17 protein-coding genes, 3 tRNA genes and 1 pseudogene are annotated in these 18173 nt (G+C 36.5%); all 21 read left to right on the top strand.

The genetic code is table 11. The features are described from left to right. Positions 1–340 precede the first annotated feature (340 nt). The 21 genes and pseudogenes from BOQ62_RS21830 (at position 341) to BOQ62_RS21730 (ending at position 18160) form a co-directional block, all read left to right on the top strand. The gene (locus BOQ62_RS21830; protein ID WP_129042423.1) at positions 341–1627 is read left to right on the top strand and encodes an adenylosuccinate synthase; all 1287 of its coding nucleotides are present in this window, start codon (positions 341–343) and stop codon (positions 1625–1627) included. Between the two features lie 711 nt (positions 1628–2338). Beyond that, entirely contained in the window at positions 2339–3187 is an 849-nt protein-coding gene (locus tag BOQ62_RS21825; protein WP_129042422.1) for an energy transducer TonB, read from the top strand. 164 nt (positions 3188–3351) lie between these two features. Beyond that, positions 3352–4125, top strand: coding sequence for a ParA family protein (locus BOQ62_RS21820; protein ID WP_089732508.1), 774 nt, complete (start codon positions 3352–3354; stop codon positions 4123–4125). A 69-nt stretch (positions 4126–4194) separates the two neighbouring features. After that, complete coding sequence (locus BOQ62_RS21815; protein ID WP_126653870.1) at positions 4195–5085, top strand: ParB/RepB/Spo0J family partition protein; 891 nt, start codon at positions 4195–4197, stop codon at positions 5083–5085. Further along, positions 5085–5723, top strand: coding sequence for a DUF5683 domain-containing protein (locus tag BOQ62_RS21810; protein ID WP_129042421.1), 639 nt, complete (start codon positions 5085–5087; stop codon positions 5721–5723). The genes BOQ62_RS21815 and BOQ62_RS21810 overlap by 1 nt, the downstream gene beginning before the upstream one ends. A gap of 63 nt (positions 5724–5786) precedes the next feature. Further along, positions 5787–6488, top strand: a complete 702-nt coding sequence (dapB, locus tag BOQ62_RS21805; protein WP_114821411.1) for a 4-hydroxy-tetrahydrodipicolinate reductase — start codon at positions 5787–5789, stop codon at positions 6486–6488. Between the two features lie 134 nt (positions 6489–6622). Continuing rightward, positions 6623–8266, top strand: a complete 1644-nt coding sequence (gene lepB, locus BOQ62_RS21800) for a signal peptidase I (protein WP_129042420.1) — start codon at positions 6623–6625, stop codon at positions 8264–8266. Between the two features lie 65 nt (positions 8267–8331). Then, entirely contained in the window at positions 8332–8937 is a 606-nt protein-coding gene (locus BOQ62_RS21795) for a WbqC family protein (protein WP_129042419.1), read from the top strand. A 98-nt stretch (positions 8938–9035) separates the two neighbouring features. Next, positions 9036–10717, top strand: a pseudogene (locus BOQ62_RS21790) (S8 family serine peptidase). 124 nt (positions 10718–10841) lie between these two features. After that, positions 10842–11333, top strand: coding sequence for a lipocalin family protein (locus tag BOQ62_RS21785; RefSeq protein ID WP_129042418.1), 492 nt, complete (start codon positions 10842–10844; stop codon positions 11331–11333). A 26-nt stretch (positions 11334–11359) separates the two neighbouring features. Further along, positions 11360–12049, top strand: a complete 690-nt coding sequence (locus BOQ62_RS21780) for an OmpA family protein (protein ID WP_105704336.1) — start codon at positions 11360–11362, stop codon at positions 12047–12049. A 107-nt stretch (positions 12050–12156) separates the two neighbouring features. Next, the gene (locus BOQ62_RS21775; protein WP_129042417.1) at positions 12157–13044 is read left to right on the top strand and encodes a decaprenyl-phosphate phosphoribosyltransferase; all 888 of its coding nucleotides are present in this window, start codon (positions 12157–12159) and stop codon (positions 13042–13044) included. Further along, positions 13041–14360 (top strand): FAD-dependent oxidoreductase, encoded by a 1320-nt coding sequence (locus BOQ62_RS21770; RefSeq protein WP_129042416.1) that lies wholly within the window; start codon positions 13041–13043, stop codon positions 14358–14360. The genes BOQ62_RS21775 and BOQ62_RS21770 overlap by 4 nt, the downstream gene beginning before the upstream one ends. Beyond that, a complete protein-coding gene (locus BOQ62_RS21765) occupies positions 14360–15085 on the top strand; it encodes an SDR family NAD(P)-dependent oxidoreductase (RefSeq protein ID WP_129042415.1) in 726 nt (241 codons plus the stop codon). The genes BOQ62_RS21770 and BOQ62_RS21765 overlap by 1 nt, the downstream gene beginning before the upstream one ends. A gap of 5 nt (positions 15086–15090) precedes the next feature. After that, positions 15091–15678 (top strand): HAD family hydrolase, encoded by a 588-nt coding sequence (locus BOQ62_RS21760; protein ID WP_105704340.1) that lies wholly within the window; start codon positions 15091–15093, stop codon positions 15676–15678. Positions 15679–15702: 24 nt separating this feature from the next. Further along, positions 15703–16170 carry a hypothetical protein gene (locus BOQ62_RS21755; protein WP_129042414.1) on the top strand — a complete coding sequence of 156 codons (468 nt, stop codon included), beginning with the start codon at positions 15703–15705 and terminating at the stop codon, positions 16168–16170. A gap of 2 nt (positions 16171–16172) precedes the next feature. Next, positions 16173–17348 carry a cysteine desulfurase family protein gene (locus tag BOQ62_RS21750; protein WP_129042413.1) on the top strand — a complete coding sequence of 392 codons (1176 nt, stop codon included), beginning with the start codon at positions 16173–16175 and terminating at the stop codon, positions 17346–17348. A gap of 83 nt (positions 17349–17431) precedes the next feature. After that, positions 17432–17749 carry a thioredoxin gene (gene trxA, locus BOQ62_RS21745; protein WP_027374941.1) on the top strand — a complete coding sequence of 106 codons (318 nt, stop codon included), beginning with the start codon at positions 17432–17434 and terminating at the stop codon, positions 17747–17749. A gap of 126 nt (positions 17750–17875) precedes the next feature. Further along, positions 17876–17949, top strand: a tRNA-Asp gene (locus BOQ62_RS21740). A 31-nt stretch (positions 17950–17980) separates the two neighbouring features. Further along, positions 17981–18054: transfer RNA gene (locus tag BOQ62_RS21735), tRNA-Asp, on the top strand. Positions 18055–18086: 32 nt separating this feature from the next. Next, positions 18087–18160: transfer RNA gene (locus BOQ62_RS21730), tRNA-Asp, on the top strand. Positions 18161–18173 lie beyond the last annotated feature (13 nt).

Here is an 18173-nt window from a genome sequence, read left to right as displayed (position 1 = left end):
GATAATATAAAAAACAAATAGAAGAAAAGGTCATTTATAAATAATAATGGAAATTCTGATAGTTCTGTATATTCATTTATATTTATGCCAAAATTATAATAAAAAGTATAATTTTTTATTATACTACTCAATAATATTACTATTGATAAAAATGGAATTATCTTGGATGTTTTTTCTAAAAAATCATTCATTAAATATGTGTTTAACATCAAATATACATAATTATTATATTTATTCAACCTCATGATTTTCACCCCAACTAAAAATAAATATCCTCTATAATTTGGTCGTCATTTTTTTTAAAAGTAATTTTGCACGAATCTAAAAACAAAAGTAAAATATGTCAACTTATGTAGTTGTAGGTCTTCAGTACGGAGATGAAGGCAAAGGAAAAATAACGGATGTTTTATCAGCAAAATCAGACTATGTAGTACGTTTCCAGGGTGGAGACAACGCTGGTCACACGGTTTATGTGGGTGAAGAGAAATTCGTTTTGCACCTTCTTCCTTCAGGAGTTCTTCAATGCAAAGGGAAATGTATCATTGCGAACGGAGTAGTGGTAAACCCTAAATCTTTTATTAGAGAAGTTGGTCAGATCGAGAGCAAAGGCTTAAGAACAGATCATATCTTTATCAGCAGAAGAGCGCATGTAATCATGCCTTACCACATCCTTTTGGATACTTACCGTGAAGAGGAACACGGAGGGACTCAGATTGGAACTACCAAAAAAGGAATCGGACCTTGTTATGAAGATAAAATTGCAAGAGTCGGAATCAGAATGGTAGACCTTTTAAATCCTGAAATTTTAAGAGACAAAATCGAGAAAAACTTAAAAGTTAAGAACTCTCTTTTTGAAAAATATTACGGAAAACCAACTTTAGACGTTGAAGAAATCTACAACGAATATTTAGCAATCGGAAAACAGCTTCAGGACAGAATCGTTGATACTGAATTAGAGCTGAACGAGGCGATCAGAGACGGTAAAAACGTATTGTTCGAAGGTGCACAGGCATTAATGCTTGATATCGATTTCGGAACTTATCCATACGTAACTTCATCTTCTCCATCTACAGGAGGTGTTTGTTCAGGAGCTGGTGTGCCGCCAACTTCACTTCAGAACTTAATTGGTGTAGCAAAAGCGTACTGTACAAGAGTAGGAAACGGACCTTTCCCATCCGAATTGGATAACGAACTGGGGGAGAAAATCAGACAGATCGGTGGTGAATTCGGTGCTACTACAGGAAGACCAAGAAGAACAGGTTGGTTAGACCTTGTTTCTTTGAAACATGCTTGTATGATCAACGGTATCAATAACCTTGTAATCACTAAGCTTGACGTTCTTACAGGAATTGAGAACCTGAAAGTAGTAACTCATTACAAAACTGAAGACGGAAAAGTTATTGATTATTTCACTTCTTCAACAGAAAAATTATACAACTACGAACCAATCTATCAGGATTTACCAGGTTGGAGCGAAGATATTACGAAAGCAAGAAGCTACGATGAACTTCCTGATACTGCTCAGAAATACATCGAGTTTATTGAAAAATACTTAGGAATCAATGTATACTTAGTTTCTGTAGGTCCTGAAAGAAGTCAGAACATCATCAGAAAAGAATTATTCTAATATTCTTAGAGATAAAATAACAGAGAGGCTATCATTAGATGGTCTCTTTTTTGTTTAAAAGTTTTACTTTTCCAATTTGATATGGATTCCCCAGTTAATCAAGAGAGAGTTTCGGTTTTGAATTTTTATCTACTTTTGTTTTTAGTAGAAAAAAATATAAATAAGAAGAATGATGGAAGATAATAAAATACCCCAGCGTTTTTTAAACAATATAGTGATCAGTTTATATCTTACAATGGCATATTCTGTTTTACTGATTGTTTATTTAGGACTGCCATTCAGAGTGAGTTCAGATTTTTTACTGATCCTTTTTATTGTCTGTAGTTTGCTTTTTAGCATCGGAGCAATCTATTTTGCCGCCAAAAGCTATTCGAAAACAAAGATCAGCTCTATTATTCTGATTATTGTTAATGCGCTTGGATTACTAATACCGCTTGCGCTTCTTTTGATGCTTATATAACTCCTTTACTACGTTATTACTCTGTTATTTCCGTTTTTCTGTTCTTATTTATTTTTATGAAAACTGTAGGGTTTATCTGTATAAATTTTCTATTTATAAATGTTAAAATTTAAACATTATCATAAAATTTTATAATATTATGTTGTTTTGCTAAAATTTTGGCAGATGTTTTGATATTACAATATTGCTTATCGATAAGAGCTAACAAAACTAATAATCATAATTTTTTAACAGTTTAAATAGTAGTAGTGATGAAACAACATAACCAAAATCAGGAATTTCGTTTTAACGAAGTCCTGTTCGAGCACCGCAATAAAGACTATGGTGCCTATGTATTAAGAAACGAATCAGATAGAATATTAACCAAAGCGCTTTTTATCGGAGCAAGTTTAATGGCTGCAGTATCTCTTACACCGTTTGTGATTTCTGCATTTAAAACCCCGGAAGTGATTACTGATGTTGGATTTGTACTTCCTCCTCCCATGATTATTCCAGAGGAGAATAAACCAAAAGATCCGCCTGCGCAGATTGTAAAAACTGTTGCTCCTCCAAACACAAAAACGTTTGACAGCACGGTGCCTACCCCCTCAAGTGATGCTAAGGATGATGTAAAAAAAGATCCTATACCAGATGATGCGGTAGCAGGCTTTGTAAACAACTTTAAAGGAGATCCGGTAACACCTAATACACCGAATGTTCCAACCGTATCAGTAGGAACAGGTCCTGTAATTAACACGCCGCCGCCAGTAATTTCTGATCCAGTGGATAAAACTAAAATTGCAGAATCAGGAGAGCTTGGTGTAGAAGCTAGTTTTGCAGGAGGAATAGACTCCTTCAGAAATAAAGTAATGAACAACTTCGATGGTTCAGGATTTGAATCAGAAGACGTTGTAAAAACGACAGTTACCTTTATTGTAGAAATGGACGGAACGATCTCAGGGGTAAAAGCTAATGGAACCAACGCCGATTTTAATAGTGAGGCAATGAGAACAATCAAAAACATCTCAAGCAAAGGGAAATGGATTCCTGCCAAAAACAAAAAAGGAGAATTCGTAAGAAGTTATTTCAAATTTCCAATCTCAATGAAATTTGATAATTAATACGAAAAGACAAATTTTAAATAGTTATCCACAAAGATTTTTTTTTGTGGATAATTTTTTTTATCGTTAAATTGCTTATTAACAATATTTTAACTCAATTTTGATTTTCCCCACTCACCGAGAGCAAAGAAAAAAGTGTATTTTTGAAACTTAAAGTTCTAATAATGGCAAAAATCATAGGTATTGCTAATCAAAAAGGAGGCGTTGGTAAAACTACCACCGCTGTAAACCTGGCGGCAGCATTAGGAGTATTGGAAAAGAAAATATTAATCATTGATGCTGATCCTCAGGCGAATGCTACATCCGGACTGGGGGTGGAAGATGTTCAGTATTCTACATATAATCTGCTGGAGCATAGCGCAGAAACAAGAGTTTGTATCAAAAGAACTGCGACTCCAAACCTTGATATTATTCCGTCACATATCGACCTGGTAGCTGCGGAAATTGAATTGGTAGACAAGGAAGATCGTGAATATATGCTGAAAAAAGCACTAGCCAGTGTAAGAGACGATTATGATTATATTATCATCGACTGTGCACCGAGTTTAGGTCTTATTACCGTAAATGCGCTTACAGCAGCAGACTCTGTAATTATTCCAATCCAGTGTGAGTACTTTGCATTAGAAGGACTTGGAAAATTGTTGAACACCGTTAAAAATGTTCAGAAGATTCATAACAAAGATCTTGGAATTGAAGGTCTTCTTCTTACCATGTACGACAGCCGATTGAGATTATCCAATCAGGTAGTGGAAGAAGTGAATCTACACTTCCCGGAAATGGTCTTTGAAACCATTATCAGCAGAAACGTAAGGCTGAGTGAAGCACCAAGTTTTGGAGAAAGTATCCTGAACTATGATGCAGAAAGTAAAGGAGCTGTTCAGTATATTCAGTTAGCTGAAGAAGTTCTTTTAAAGAATGAAAACTTAATAAAGAATTAAATTAATAATAAATGGCCATGAAGTGAATGCCAGCCATCACTTATCAAACATCATTTATCAATTATATCTATGAAGGACAAAAAAAGAGCTATGGGACGCGGTTTGGGCGCCATTTTAAGCGCAGAATCTAAAGCAACGATCAATTCAGCTACTGATGAAGGAGCAGATAAGTTTGTGGGAAATATTGTAGAAGTTTCGCTTGAAGATATTTATCCGAACCCGACGCAGCCGAGAACTTATTTTGATGAAAAAGCATTAAACGAACTTGCACAGTCAATCAAAAACTTAGGCGTAATCCAGCCGATTACCCTTAGAAAAGACGGTGAAAAGTTTGAAATTATTTCCGGGGAAAGACGTTACAGAGCAACTAAAATTGCGGGATTAACAACAATTCCTGCCTATATCCGTTTGGTGAATGATCAGGAACTTCTTGAGATGGCTCTTGTTGAAAACATCCAGAGAGAAGATCTTGATGCTATCGAAATTGCATTAACTTATCACAGGCTTTTAGAGGAAATCGGTCTTACTCAGGAAAATCTAAGCCAAAGAATTGGAAAGGATAGAAGTACCATTACCAATTCTATCAGACTCTTAAGATTGAATCCGGATATTCAGAATGCCATCAGAAGTGGTGAGATTTCTGCAGGACACGGAAGAGCCATTATCAGTCTTGAAAGTGAAGAAGATCAGCAGGTTTTGTTTGATCTTATCATTAAAGAAAAATTAAATGTTCGTCAAGCAGAGCAGGCTGCTGCTGCATTGAAAAACCCAAAGTCTCCCGCTGCTAAAAAAGCTAAAGTAGAACTTTCTAATAATTATAAAAAAGCCCAGAAGACCATCGCTGATATCTTAGACGTAAAAGTAGAAATCAAATCTTCCGGAAATGGTAAAAAAGGTAAAATTGTTCTGGACTTCAAAAATGAAGAAGAGCTGGAATACATTTTGTCTCATATTAAATAATGAAGAAAATATTTTTCACATTTTTCTTGTGTTTCGCGGCACTGGCTTATTCACAAGTAAAACCTGTCGATACTGTTCGGATGGAAGTTCCTCCGAAAGAAGAACCCCGTGTATTGAAGCCAAGCAAAACAGAAGCAAAGATCATTGAAGATCTTGAAAAAGCAAACGGCCCTACCGGAAAAACTATAAAACTGAATCCTACCAGAGCTGGGTTGTATTCTGCGGTTTTACCCGGACTAGGACAGTTTTACAACAAAAAATACTGGAAGATTCCCATTGTTTGGGGAGCTGTAGGAGCCGGGGTAGGAATTGCTGTTTGGAATGACAATCAGTACAAAAAATACCGTGAATATTACGTCGCAAAGCTGAATGGTACCCCTAATGAATTTGTAGACACCCACCCATGGCTGGACAAAAAAGCATTAGGAAATGCCCAGGACAGAGCCAAAAGACAAAGGGATTACGCCATCGCCATCACAGGATTAATTTATATTCTGAATATTGTAGATGCCGTAGTAGATGCCCACCTTTACGAAAGCCGTCATGACCCGGATTTGGTTTTTAAACCATCGGTTATTCAGGATCAGTATGGGTACAGCGCTCCGAAGACAGGATTCAGTTTAAGTTACAGATTCTAAAAGACAACATATTTGCACAAACATTTTAAAATTGAGTGCAGTATTAAAAAATAAAAAGATCATATGAAAATAGCATTAGTTGGTTATGGTAAAATGGGTAAGATCATTGATGAGATCGCACAGAAGAGAGGTCATGAAGTAGTTGCCCGTCTGAAGGAAACCCCAACTGCTGAAAATCTTAATAATCCGGATGTTGTGATTGAATTCTCACTGCCGGAAGTGGCATTTGAAAACATCAAAGCTTGTCTTGAAAATAAAATTCCGGTGATCTGCGGAACAACAGGATGGCTGGATCAAAAAGCTGAAATAGAAAAACTGGCCGTAGATAATGGTACAGCGTTCTTATATGGTTCCAACTTTAGTTTAGGCGTCAATTTATTTTTTGCTTTAAATGAAAAATTGGCAGATCTGATGAAAAATGTGGACGAATACTCTTGCCAGCTGGAAGAAATTCACCACATCCATAAAAAAGATGCTCCAAGTGGAACTGCTATTTCCATTGCAGAAGGAATCATCCAAAACAACCCGAAATTCGATGCTTGGAAGCTGGAAGAAACAGAAGGCAAGCAGCTTGGGATTTTTGCGGTACGTGAAGATGAAGTACCGGGAACTCATAGCGTATATTATAGAAGCGAAGTAGACGAAATCGAAATCAAACATACCGCATTCAACAGAAACGGTTTTGCACTGGGAGCTGTAGTAGCTGCAGAGTGGATTAAAGATAAAAAAGGAAACTTCGCCATGAAAGACGTTTTGGGGCTTTAATTTGTAACAAATTCTGTAAATTGCAGACCAATAAGCAAAAAATGATGAATAGTGAATTGTAAACAGCGGACTGCTTTTATCATTTATTACTCATCATTTTAGCATTTATATCATAAGAATAGGCACAAAAATTTATGAATTATTTTTTAACTTATACAGTATATGTCCTCGTACTATCCGTATTGATGGGGATTTCATCTTGGAAACTGTTCAAGAAAATGGGCTATAGCCCTTTATTGGCTTTTATCCCTTTTTACAACTATTTTATTATTCTTAAAGAAACAAAGCATCCGAAATGGTGGGCAATCCTTTCTTATCTACCGATTGTAGGGCCAATCATGATGTCTGTTTTTCACCTTTACTTAGTGAAAAAGTTTGGGAAAACACTTTTCAAAGATCAGATTCTTACAGTGATTTTGCCGTTTATTTATATGGCAGTGATCAACTATTCTAAAGATGTAGAGTTAGAAGATGAAAATGCAAACGATCTCTTCCTTACAGATGAAGAGAAAAACGAGAAAAAGAAAGATACCTTTGTTGGTTCCATTACCTTCGCAGTAGTTTTTGCTACCATTATCCACGTTTTTGTAACACAGCCCTTCGGGATTCCTACAGGATCCATGGAAAGAACATTATTGGTGGGTGACTTCCTTTTTGTAAACAAATGGAGCTATGGTTACAGACTTCCGATGCGTCCGGTAGCAATACCTTTCCTTCAGGGAACTATCATGGATACGGGACAGAAAGGAAATCCTAAAGACGATCCAAAATCTTATGTGGATGCTGTAAAATTACCTTATACAAGAATTCTGCAGTTCAACAAACCACAGAAAAATGATGTAGTTGTTTTCAACTATCCTCAGGATTCTGTACACACAGCGATCGACAGAAAAGATCCTTACGTAAAAAGATGTGTAGCTACAGCAGGTGATACTTTTGAAATGAGAGCCGGAAGACTTTTCGTTAACGGAAAGCCGGAAACCGTTTTAGGAGATCAGGAAGTACAGCACAGATATATTGTAACAACAGGAAGCCAGCTGGATATCCCTTCTTTATATAATACGTACGGGTTTTTACCAGTTCAGGAATTACAGACTGATAAAGGATATCTTTATGCTTTTCAGGGGTTGACAGATAAAACAGCTAAAGAAATTAAAGGACTTTCTCAGGTTCTTGATATGAAAGAAGAAGTTTCACCAAAAGGAGAAGCTGCAGTATATTACAGAGATGAAGCCAAAACAAAAATTGATACTACACAATCCATCTTCCCGATCAACAAACCTTGGAATCAGGATTGGTATGGCCCATTAAGGATTCCTAAAAAAGGAGATGTGGTAGCGATCAATCAGGAAACACTTCCAATCTATCAGTGGATTATTTCTGAATATGAGCACAACAGTTTAGAAAAGAAAAACGGAAAAATCTTCATCAACGGAAAAGAAGCGAGTCAGTATACCATTCAACAGGATTATTATATGATGGTTGGAGACAATAGAGACGCTTCATTAGATGCAAGATTCTTTGGTTTTGTTCCGGAAGAAAATATTGTTGGTAAACCAATGTTCACATGGATGAGCCTTCAGGGAGCATTTGCTGACAGTAGCTCTACTTATCAGGCGCCATTCAAAATCCGCTGGGAGAGAATGTTCAAAGCAACCAATACAGGAGAAGCCAACAAAACCTCTTACTGGTGGATTGCTGCAATGATCCTGATCTTATTCTTCGGATGGGAATATTTCGTGAAACTATTCAGAAAGAAAAAAACTGAAGACGACTAATAGAAAAATTAAACTTAAAATAGAATGAAGTATTTGAAAAAATACTTCATTTTTGCATTATGAATATGACGAATGTATTATTGCCAGCATTTTATATGCCTCCAATTTCATGGTTTTCAGTGTTTTTGAACCCTGAGAATGAAATTGTATTGGAACAATTTGAAAACTTTCCAAAACAGACCTATAGAAACAGAACAAACATCTATGGAGCCAACGGAAAACTGTCGTTAATAATTCCTATCAATCATAACGGAAAAAGAGAATTTAAAGATGTAGAAATCTCTTACCGTGAAGACTGGAGGACCCTTCATTGGAAATCAATCAAGACAGCATACCAAAGCTCTCCTTATTTTGAATATTATGAAGATAAGTTCAGAAAAGTATTTGACCTTAAAGAAAAGTTCCTTTTGGATTTTAACCTTAAAGGCATAGAAGTGATCCAACAGATATTGAAAACAGAAAAGGCACACTCTTTGAATGAAGAATATATCAAAAATCCTGAAAGTATAAATTTCAGAGAGAAGTTTTCGGCAAAACTTCCTTCAGAATTTCAAATGGAAGAATATTACCAGACCTTTTCTGATAAATTCGGGTTTTTGGAAGATCTATCAGTTTTGGATCTTATTTGTAACAAAGGCCCTGAATCTTTGACTTATATAAAAAAATATTAAACAATCATACTAATTATGAAATCGCTGTTAACAACAATTATCCGAAAATAAACCAAAAGAGGCGATTGTATATAACTTCAGAAAAAATAAATCAACATATGAAAAAGGTATTATTAGCTGCAGTTTTTCTGGCAGGTTTTAGTTTCTCTTATGCTCAGGAAGCAAAGGCTAAGAGCATTGATCCAAACGAAGATAAAGATCTGATGACTTGGTATCATAAAGATTTTACTACTTCAAAAGTATATGGGGTAAATACAGCAAATGCTTATAAATACTTAGAATCTAAAGGACTGAAGCCTAAAACCGTAGTGGTGGGAGTTTTGGATAGCGGAGTACAGGTAGATCACCCTGGATTGGTAAAAAATCTTTGGTCAAACCCTAACGAAGTTCCCGGAAATGGTAAAGATGATGATGGAAACGGATATATTGATGATATACACGGGTGGAACTTCATAGGAGGTAAAAACGGTGATGTTGATATCGATAATATGGAAGTGACAAGAGTAGTTGCCAAATATAAACCTGTTTTTGAAGGCAGCGATTCTGCAAAGAACAAAGCTAACCAGGCTCAGATGAAGGACGAATTTGATATGTATATGAAGGCCAAAGATATGTTTAATAAGAAAAGTATCGAGGCTATACAGAATTTCAAGACCTATTCTATGCTGAACGAATTGATTCCTAATATGATAAAATTATTGGGGGGTAAGGCTGTGACTGCTGAAACGATTTCAGCAATTAAAGCTCCTACAGATCAAAGAGATGCCATTGCTTTGGAGTTCTTGGGCCAGATTTCTCAAAGTCCGGAATTCAAAGGAAAATCATCTGCTGAGTTTGAAAAAAAGATGAAAGAGGAGATGAAAGAGGCTATCGATCACTTTGCTCCGGCCGCCAAACAATATGATCTTTCATATGATACAAGAAAAGAAATTGTAGGGGATAACTACGATGACTACTCTGAAAAGAACTATGGTAATAACCATTATGAAGGACCTGATGCAGAGCACGGAACTCACGTAGCAGGGATCATTGCAGGACTTCCACAAGGAAAAGAAGTGCAGTACGGAGTAGCCTCAAAAGTTGCTAAAATCATGTCTGTAAGAACAGTTCCAAATGGAGATGAAAGAGATAAAGATGTCGCGAATGCAATCAGATATGCAGTAGATAATGGGGCAAAAGTATTGAACATGAGCTTCGGAAAACCTGTTTCTCCAGGTAAGAACGTTGTCTGGGATGCTTTTAAATATGCTGAAGATAAAGGTGTTCTTTTAGTAAAGGCTGCAGGGAACGAAAATGAAGATGTAGCTGAGCATTTGGCATATCCTACCAATTTTAAAAATATTACAGATGAAAAACCATTTGTAAGCAATGTCCTTGTGGTAGGAGCAAGTACCAATAAAAATGATGCTTTGAGAGCAGATTTTTCTAACTATAATAAAAAATGGTGAATGTTTTCGCTCCAGGAGAAGAAATTTATTCTACCGTTCCTAAAAACGAATACAAATACCTTCAGGGAACCTCAATGGCTTCTCCTGTAGTAGCCGGAGGAGCAGCTGTTTTATTAGCTTATATGCCAGATCTGAAGCCTTATCAGATCATTGAAGCACTGGTGAAAAGCAGCAATCCAAGCACTGCAAATGGCTTTACAGATCAGTCACAGGCTGGCGGAGTTATAGACCTGAAAAAAGCAGCAGAATACGCTTATACTAATTTCTATAAAGGTAAGCCGGCAGGTACTTCTAAGCCTTCGAAATCCGTAAAAAAGGCTGTTAAAAAATAATTTATCTCCCTATATTTAAGGAGAAACCATAAAAAGTCCGAATTTTTTCGGACTTTTTATTTTTTATTTTAAATTTTGGCACGGTTTTTTGTAACTTTATAGTAACAAAATAATAAACAACAAAATGAAAAAGTTACTACTTGCAGGGATGTTGGGAACATCACTTTTTGCAGTGTCGTGTTCCTCTGTTAACAAAGCAGCTACATCTCAGAACCAAAGAGCTGACTTTCTGAAAATGAAAGGAGATTGGCAAATCGTAAGCATAGACTACGAAAAAGGATACAAAATCAAACCTTTTGACGAAGGTGCAGATGCTCAATGTTTTGTAGGGAGCCACTGGAGATTAATTCCTAACAACTGGACAGGAGCATATACTTTAAACGGTGGTGGAGATTGCCCTGCAATTACACAACCTATCAAATTTGAAGTAAAAGACGGTAACACGTTTATGTTTAAAAAAATTGCTGCAGGTACAAAAGCAAAACAAAATTCTGTAGGGTATAGCCTTACTCTGATCAATCAGACAACAGATCAGTTTTCACTTCAGCAGGATGTTCCTTTTGAAGGAGGTAATGTAAAAGTAGTTTACAACTTCCAGAGAGCAGGAATGAAATAATTTATCAACATAAAAGATCAAAAAAAATGAAATTTACAAAAACATACGTAGGAGCCCTTTTCTTGTCATCAGCATTATTATTGACAAGCTGTGAAGCGGTTCAAAATTCAAATCACCAACAAAGAGGTACTGCGGTAGGTGTTGCTTCAGGAGCAGTATTGGGAGGGATCCTTGGTAACAACGTAGGAAAAGGAGGAAACGGAGCTATTGGTGCTGTATTAGGAGGTATTATCGGTGGTGTTGCTGGTAACGTTATCGGTAACAAAATGGATAAGCAGGCTAGAGATATTAAAGAAACATTACCTGGAGCTCAGGTAGAAAGAGTAGGAGATGGTATTAAAGTAACAATGAATGAAAGTATTGTTAATTTTGCATTTGACTCTTCAAACCTTACTTCTGTAGCACAGGCTAACCTTGATAAATTAGGTGACGTATTGGTTAAAAATCCAGATACAAATATTAATATCTATGGGTATACAGACAGCGTAGGTAAAGATGCTTATAACTTAGCACTTTCTCAAAGAAGAGCAGACGCTGTAAAAGCTTATTTAGTAGGAAAAGGAATTGCATCAAGCAGAATGTTCACAAAAGGTGAAGGTAAAAATATGCCGGTTGCAAGCAATGATACTGATGAAGGAAGAGCTAAAAACAGAAGAGTAGAGTTTGCCATTACTGCAAATGAAAAAATGATTAATGATGCCAAACAAGGGCAATAGTTAATTTATTATATAAATATTTTCGTAAAAGACCGCCCCGGCGGTTTTTTTTGTATTTTTAGGCTAAGAATTTTGAATTTATTATTTTTGCATTTGAAATAACATAAATGAAGAAATATTTAAAACTGCTCCGTGTGGAGCAATGGGTGAAAAACCTGTTTGTATTTGTCCCTCTGTTTTTTTCAGGGAATATTACAAATATAGATCTGCTGGTTAAAAGCATTTTTGCATTCGTGATATTTTCACTTGCGGCAAGTGTTGTGTATATTCTGAATGATTATAATGATATTGAAGCAGACAGAAAGCATCCGGAAAAAAGAAGAAGACCCCTGGCTAGTGGAGCCATTTCAAAATCAAAAGCTATAGGAATTCTTATTGGCTTGGTCATTACAGACATTGCTCTTGTATTTTTTACACAGATATATTTCCATGAGTATCTTTGGAAATTTGCCACCATCATAGGGTTCTATGTAGTAATGAATCTTGCCTATACCTTCAGACTCAAGCATGTTCCGATCATTGATATTTTCATTATTGCTATAGGATTTGTCCTGCGTGTATTGGCGGGAGGTTATATTACCGGAATCAGTATTTCACAATGGGCTATTCTTTTAACATTTGTATTGGCACTTGTACTGGCCATCGGAAAAAGAAGAGGAGAACTTATCAATGCACAGGTTTCAGGAAAAACGAGACGTGCATTGGATGGGTATAACGTTCAGTTTGCAGACATTGCATTATCTATTTCTATTACGCTGGCCATTGTGTGTTATCTGATGTTTACCCTCTCGCCGGAAGTTCAGGAAAGATTTCATTCAAGGGTTTTTTATACAGTTATTTTTGTAGTTTTTGCATTGTTGAGGTATCTTCAGCAGACGCTGGTTTACAACAGAACAGAATCTCCTACGAAAATTGTGTACAGAGATCGTTATATACAGGTTACCTTATTACTTTGGGTAGCTGCATTTTTAATTCAAATTTATTTTAAGAAATGAAGCCGAATTTCACACAGAAAGTTACCAACTGGGGCAATTTCCCTATCGTGGAAAAAGAAATGAGATCTGAGGACAGTTTCAAAAAAATAAAAGAATTTGTACTCAATCACAACGAGATTATTGCCCGGGGAAACGGAAGATGTTATGGAGATGCCTCGTTGGGAGAATCTATATTTTCGACAAAAAAATTAAATAAGTTCATCAATTTTGACCGTTTGAACGGAGTTATAGAATGCGAATCCGGAGTACTGCTTTCAGATGTTCTGGAAATAGCTATTCCTCAGGGATATTTCCTGTATGTTACTCCCGGAACGAAATTTATATCGGTAGGAGGTGCTATCGCTTCCGATGTTCATGGTAAAAATCATCATGCAGAAGGGTGTTTTTCGGAATATGTGATTGAATTTAAACTGATGACGGAGAACGGAGAAATTATTACCTGTTCAAGAGAAGAGAATGCAGAGAAATTTTGGGCTACTATTGGAGGAATGGGGCTTACAGGAATCATTCTTACTGCAAAGTTTAAGCTTAAAAATATAGAATCCGCATACATCCGTCAGGAAAGTATCAAAGCGGAAAATCTGGATGAAATTTTTAAGCTGTTTGACGAAAGTGAAAGCTGGACATATACCGTTGCCTGGATTGATTGTCTTCAGAAAGGAAAAAATATAGGAAGAAGTATTCTCATGAGAGGCGAACATGCTTTTCAACATGAACTTCCTCAAAACTTTTCGAAAACTCCTTTAAGATTAAAGAAAAAATTTTCCCCTACAGTTCCGTTTTATTTTCCAGGGTTTGTGTTGAATGCGCTTACTGTGAAAATATTCAACTGGCTGTACTATAAAAAGCAGGCTAAGAAAGAAGTTAAAAATTTTATTGATTACGAAACATTTTTCTATCCGCTGGATGCTATTAATGACTGGAACAAAATCTACGGTAAATCCGGTTTTATACAATATCAGATGGTAATTCCTAAAGAAACAGGAAAAGAAGGAATGAAAAGAATCCTTGAAACGATCGCAAATAGTGGAAACGGATCATTTCTGGCTGTTTTAAAGCTTTTTGGAAAAAATAATACCGATGCTTACAACTCATTCCCTGTAGAAGGGTATACACTGGCGCTGGATTTTAAAGTGAATTCAAAACTGAAAAAACTGGTAGATCAGCTTGATGCTATAGTACAGGAATTCGGAGGAAGGATTTATCTTACCAAAGACAGCATGAGCAGATCATCGCTCACCAATTACCTTAAAAATATTCAAAATCCTAAATTTGTGTCTTTACAGCACAAAAGAATCATAAATAACAACTCATAATGATAGTTCTGGGAAGCACATCTGAAGTGGCACAGGCTTTTGTGGAAAAAGCACTCCAGGAGGGAGAAAAGTTTGAAAAAATTTATCTATTTACCTCAAATAAAGAAACTACAGAGCGGTTTGCAAGACATATTGATGTGAAATTTCTGCAGCAGGCAGAAGTCATCGAACTGGACCTGACAAAAGAAATTGATTACAACAGATTTGATAATATCAATTCAAATGTATTATTTTGTGCCGTAGGATATTTAGGAGAAGGAACCGAAGAAGGATTATATGACAACAGGAATACGGAACGTATCATAGATATCAATTATTCAAAACTGGTTCCTGTGATGAACTATTTTGCCCAGAAATTTGAAAGCAGAAGATTAGGAACTATTATCGGGCTTTCATCAGTAGCAGGAGACAGAGGAAGACAGAGTAACTTCATCTATGGAAGTGCTAAAGCTGCATTTACAGCCTATTTGAGTGGTCTGAGAAACTATCTTTTTGATAAAAAAGTACACGTTCTTACAATAAAACCAGGGTTTATGGCGACCAAAATGACAGAAGGTCTGCCTTTAAATCCAAAACTGACAGCAACTCCGAAACAAGCGGCTGCCTGCATTTATAAAGCCTTCAAAAAGGAGAAAAACGTGGCATATGTTTTGCCGGTTTGGAGTATTATTATGATGATTATCAGGAATATCCCTGAATTTGTATTTAAAAAATTAAAGCTTTAAGAGAAATGAAAAAATTGTATTGTTTTGATTTTGACGGAACCCTGACGTATAAAGATACCATGTTTATGTATCTCAAATTCTACGATTCTACAAAATACCGTATACAATTTTTAAGACACGTTCCCCTCTTTATTCTGCTGAAGCTGAAACTGGCTGAAACCGAAAAAGTGAAAAAAAGCTTTATTGGTTCTATTTTAAAAGGGCAGACTCAGGAAAAAATAGAACAGAAGTCCAAACTGTTTTTTGAACAACATTATCCTAAAATTGTGCGTGAAAATGCACTTGACTTTATTAATAATATAGATCATAACAATACACAGAGTTTATTGGTTACTGCTTCCTTGGATATCTGGGTGAAGCCATTCGCTCAGGCACTTAAAATGGAACTCGTTTCTACGCGGGCAGAGTTTAAGAACGGTGTTTTCACAGGAAATTTTGTGGGGAAAAACTGCAACGGGAAAGAAAAACTGGTACGAATTAAAGAAGAAATCAACGATTCTAAATACGATAAAATTATTGCATTTGGTGATACTTCGGGAGATCGGCCAATGTTGAAATGGGCAAATGAGGGACATTACCAATTTTTTCACTAATTTTGGGAGATAAAATTGTAAAAAATGAAAAGCCTGTTAATTGCATGTGCAGCAATCCTGATGAGCTGTGCAAGCACTTCATCTCAGAAGTCTTCTGCTGTGCAGGGAAATACTGAACTCCTTGTCTCTGAATCTCAGGGAGGAACCGATGTGCCCGGCTTTACAATCATTAAAGACGAAAAAGATTTTCGAAACAGAGTCAGAGGAAGTTTTGGTGTTGTAGACCTTGATAAAGAATCTTACATCAAATATCCTTCATTTCCGAAAAACAAAAAAGTCGTTTTATACAATTTGGGAACCTTCAGATCGGGAAGTCACAAAATTGATGAAATTAAAAATACATCTGTGAAAAATCAGATTTTGTATGTAGAAGTTCCGGCGGGAGAACCTTCCGGTGGAATGGAAATTCAGATGATCTCCAGTCCCTGGATTATTTTCACTGTTCCCGCAGATTACCAGTTTACCTCCGTAGAATTAAAATATTCAAAATAATAATGGATAAAGTATATTTAGATAATGCCGCAACCACTCCGCTTGCAGAAGAAGTTATAGATGCAATGGTGGGCACTATGAAGATGAATTTCGGAAACCCGTCTTCAACGCACAGCTTTGGCCAGGAAGCAAAAATCCTTATTGAAAATGTAAGAAGACAGGTTGCAGACTATCTTCATGTAACTCCTGCTGAAATCATTTTCACTTCCTGCGGAACAGAATCCAACAATATGATCATCAAATCCGCAGTAGAACACCTTGGTGTAGAAAGAATCATCAGTTCTCCTCTGGAACACAAATGTGTTTCTGAAAGTATTCTGGATATGAAAAGCAGAAAAGGAGTAGAAGTAAACTACATCCGCCCGAATGAAAAAGGAGATATTGATCTTGCAAAATTAGAAGAACTTTTAAAAGCTTCAGATAAAAAAACATTGGTAAGCTTAATGCATGCTAATAACGAAATTGGGAATATAATTGATCTTAAAAAAGTTGCCCAGCTGTGCAAAGAGCATCATGCGCTTTTCCATTCGGATACCGTACAAACAATGGCTCACATGAACCTTGATTTCTCCGATATCCCTGTAGACTTTGCTTCATGCAGTGCCCACAAATTTCATGGGCCAAAAGGAGCAGGATTTGCGTTTATCAGAAAGGCCACTGGTTTAAAAGGAATTATTACCGGTGGACCTCAGGAAAGAAGCCTTAGAGCCGGAACAGAAAATGTTTGCGGTATCGTAGGACTGGGTAAAGCCTTAGAACTTTCTCTGAATCATATGGATGAATATACCAATCATATGCAGGATATCAAAACTTATGCAATTGAAAGACTTTCTGCCGAAATTGAAGGAATTAAATTCAACGGAAGGAGTGCTGAAAAGGAAAACAGTCTTTATACGGTTTTAAGTGCTTTATTACCTTATAAAAACCCATTAATAGGACTTCAGCTGGATATGAAAGGAATTGCAATCTCTCAGGGAAGTGCATGCTCATCAGGAGCTTCAAAACCTTCAATGGTAATGATGATGGTACTTTCTGAGGACGAAATGGATCATTGTACCCCATTACGTATCTCTTTCAGCCATATGACGACCAAAGCAGAGATTGACACATTAGTAAGTGCCTTGAAGGAAATTTCAAGCGATTACACCATAGAAAAAACTAATGTTGAGCATAGATAGTCTTATGCTTTAAAAATCGTAATTTTGAACATCCAATAAAGGATTAAAAAGAAAATAATATTAATTAAAATAAAAGAAACAAAATGGCTTTAGAAATTACAGACAGCTCATTTCAGGATACGGTTTTAAAATCAGACAAACCGGTATTAGTAGACTTCTGGGCAGTATGGTGCGGACCTTGCAGAACGTTAGGACCAATCATCGAAGAAGTAGCATCAGATTTTGAAGGTAAAGCAGTAGTTGGGAAGGTAGATGTAGACAACAACCAGGAAATCTCTATGCAGTATGGTATCAGAAATATCCCTACAGTTCTTATTTTTAAGAATGGAGAAGTGGTAGACAAATTAGTAGGTGTAGCTCCAAAAGAGGTAATCGCTGAAAAATTAAGCGCTCACTTATAAAAAAACAACTTTGGTAATGAATGCCTTCCATGATTGGGAGGCATTTTTTTTGAAAATAATTTGCAGGTAACGAAAAAAGGTGTAATTTTGCAACCACGAAAAAGAAACGAAGTTCTTTAATAATTTGATCCGGTAGTTCAGTTGGTTAGAATGCCGCCCTGTCACGGCGGAGGTCGCGGGTTCGAGTCCCGTCCGGATCGCAGAAGTTTTCTCAATTTCTTTTAAAAAATTGATCCGGTAGTTCAGCTGGTTAGAATGCCGCCCTGTCACGGCGGAGGTCGCGGGTTCGAGTCCCGTCCGGATCGCAGAAGTTTTCTCAATTTCTTTTTAAAAAATTGATCCGGTAGTTCAGCTGGTTAGAATGCCGCCCTGTCACGGCGGAGGTCGCGGGTTCGAGTCCCGTCCGGATCGCAGAAGTTTTCTC

Source organism: Chryseobacterium sp. CH21 (assembly GCF_004119445.1).
Classification (GTDB): domain Bacteria; phylum Bacteroidota; class Bacteroidia; order Flavobacteriales; family Weeksellaceae; genus Chryseobacterium.
The sequence above is the reverse complement of the archived record's forward strand: the minus strand, read 5'-3'. Positions and strand labels throughout refer to the sequence as shown.

Excerpts from the sequence above, each read along its gene's own strand:
- BOQ62_RS21830 (WP_129042423.1), top strand. The coding sequence starts at position 341 with ATGTCAACTTATGTAGTTGTAGGTCTTCAGTACGGAGATGAAGGCAAA.
- BOQ62_RS21825 (WP_129042422.1), top strand. The coding sequence starts at position 2,339 with ATGAAACAACATAACCAAAATCAGGAATTTCGTTTTAACGAAGTCCTG.
- BOQ62_RS21820 (WP_089732508.1), top strand. The coding sequence starts at position 3,352 with ATGGCAAAAATCATAGGTATTGCTAATCAAAAAGGAGGCGTTGGTAAA.
- BOQ62_RS21815 (WP_126653870.1), top strand. The coding sequence starts at position 4,195 with ATGAAGGACAAAAAAAGAGCTATGGGACGCGGTTTGGGCGCCATTTTA.
- BOQ62_RS21810 (WP_129042421.1), top strand. The coding sequence starts at position 5,085 with ATGAAGAAAATATTTTTCACATTTTTCTTGTGTTTCGCGGCACTGGCT.
- dapB (WP_114821411.1), top strand. The coding sequence starts at position 5,787 with ATGAAAATAGCATTAGTTGGTTATGGTAAAATGGGTAAGATCATTGAT.
- lepB (WP_129042420.1), top strand. The coding sequence starts at position 6,623 with ATGAATTATTTTTTAACTTATACAGTATATGTCCTCGTACTATCCGTA.
- BOQ62_RS21795 (WP_129042419.1), top strand. The coding sequence starts at position 8,332 with ATGACGAATGTATTATTGCCAGCATTTTATATGCCTCCAATTTCATGG.
- BOQ62_RS21785 (WP_129042418.1), top strand. The coding sequence starts at position 10,842 with ATGAAAAAGTTACTACTTGCAGGGATGTTGGGAACATCACTTTTTGCA.
- BOQ62_RS21780 (WP_105704336.1), top strand. The coding sequence starts at position 11,360 with ATGAAATTTACAAAAACATACGTAGGAGCCCTTTTCTTGTCATCAGCA.
- BOQ62_RS21775 (WP_129042417.1), top strand. The coding sequence starts at position 12,157 with ATGAAGAAATATTTAAAACTGCTCCGTGTGGAGCAATGGGTGAAAAAC.
- BOQ62_RS21770 (WP_129042416.1), top strand. The coding sequence starts at position 13,041 with ATGAAGCCGAATTTCACACAGAAAGTTACCAACTGGGGCAATTTCCCT.
- BOQ62_RS21765 (WP_129042415.1), top strand. The coding sequence starts at position 14,360 with ATGATAGTTCTGGGAAGCACATCTGAAGTGGCACAGGCTTTTGTGGAA.
- BOQ62_RS21760 (WP_105704340.1), top strand. The coding sequence starts at position 15,091 with ATGAAAAAATTGTATTGTTTTGATTTTGACGGAACCCTGACGTATAAA.
- BOQ62_RS21755 (WP_129042414.1), top strand. The coding sequence starts at position 15,703 with ATGAAAAGCCTGTTAATTGCATGTGCAGCAATCCTGATGAGCTGTGCA.
- BOQ62_RS21750 (WP_129042413.1), top strand. The coding sequence starts at position 16,173 with ATGGATAAAGTATATTTAGATAATGCCGCAACCACTCCGCTTGCAGAA.
- trxA (WP_027374941.1), top strand. The coding sequence starts at position 17,432 with ATGGCTTTAGAAATTACAGACAGCTCATTTCAGGATACGGTTTTAAAA.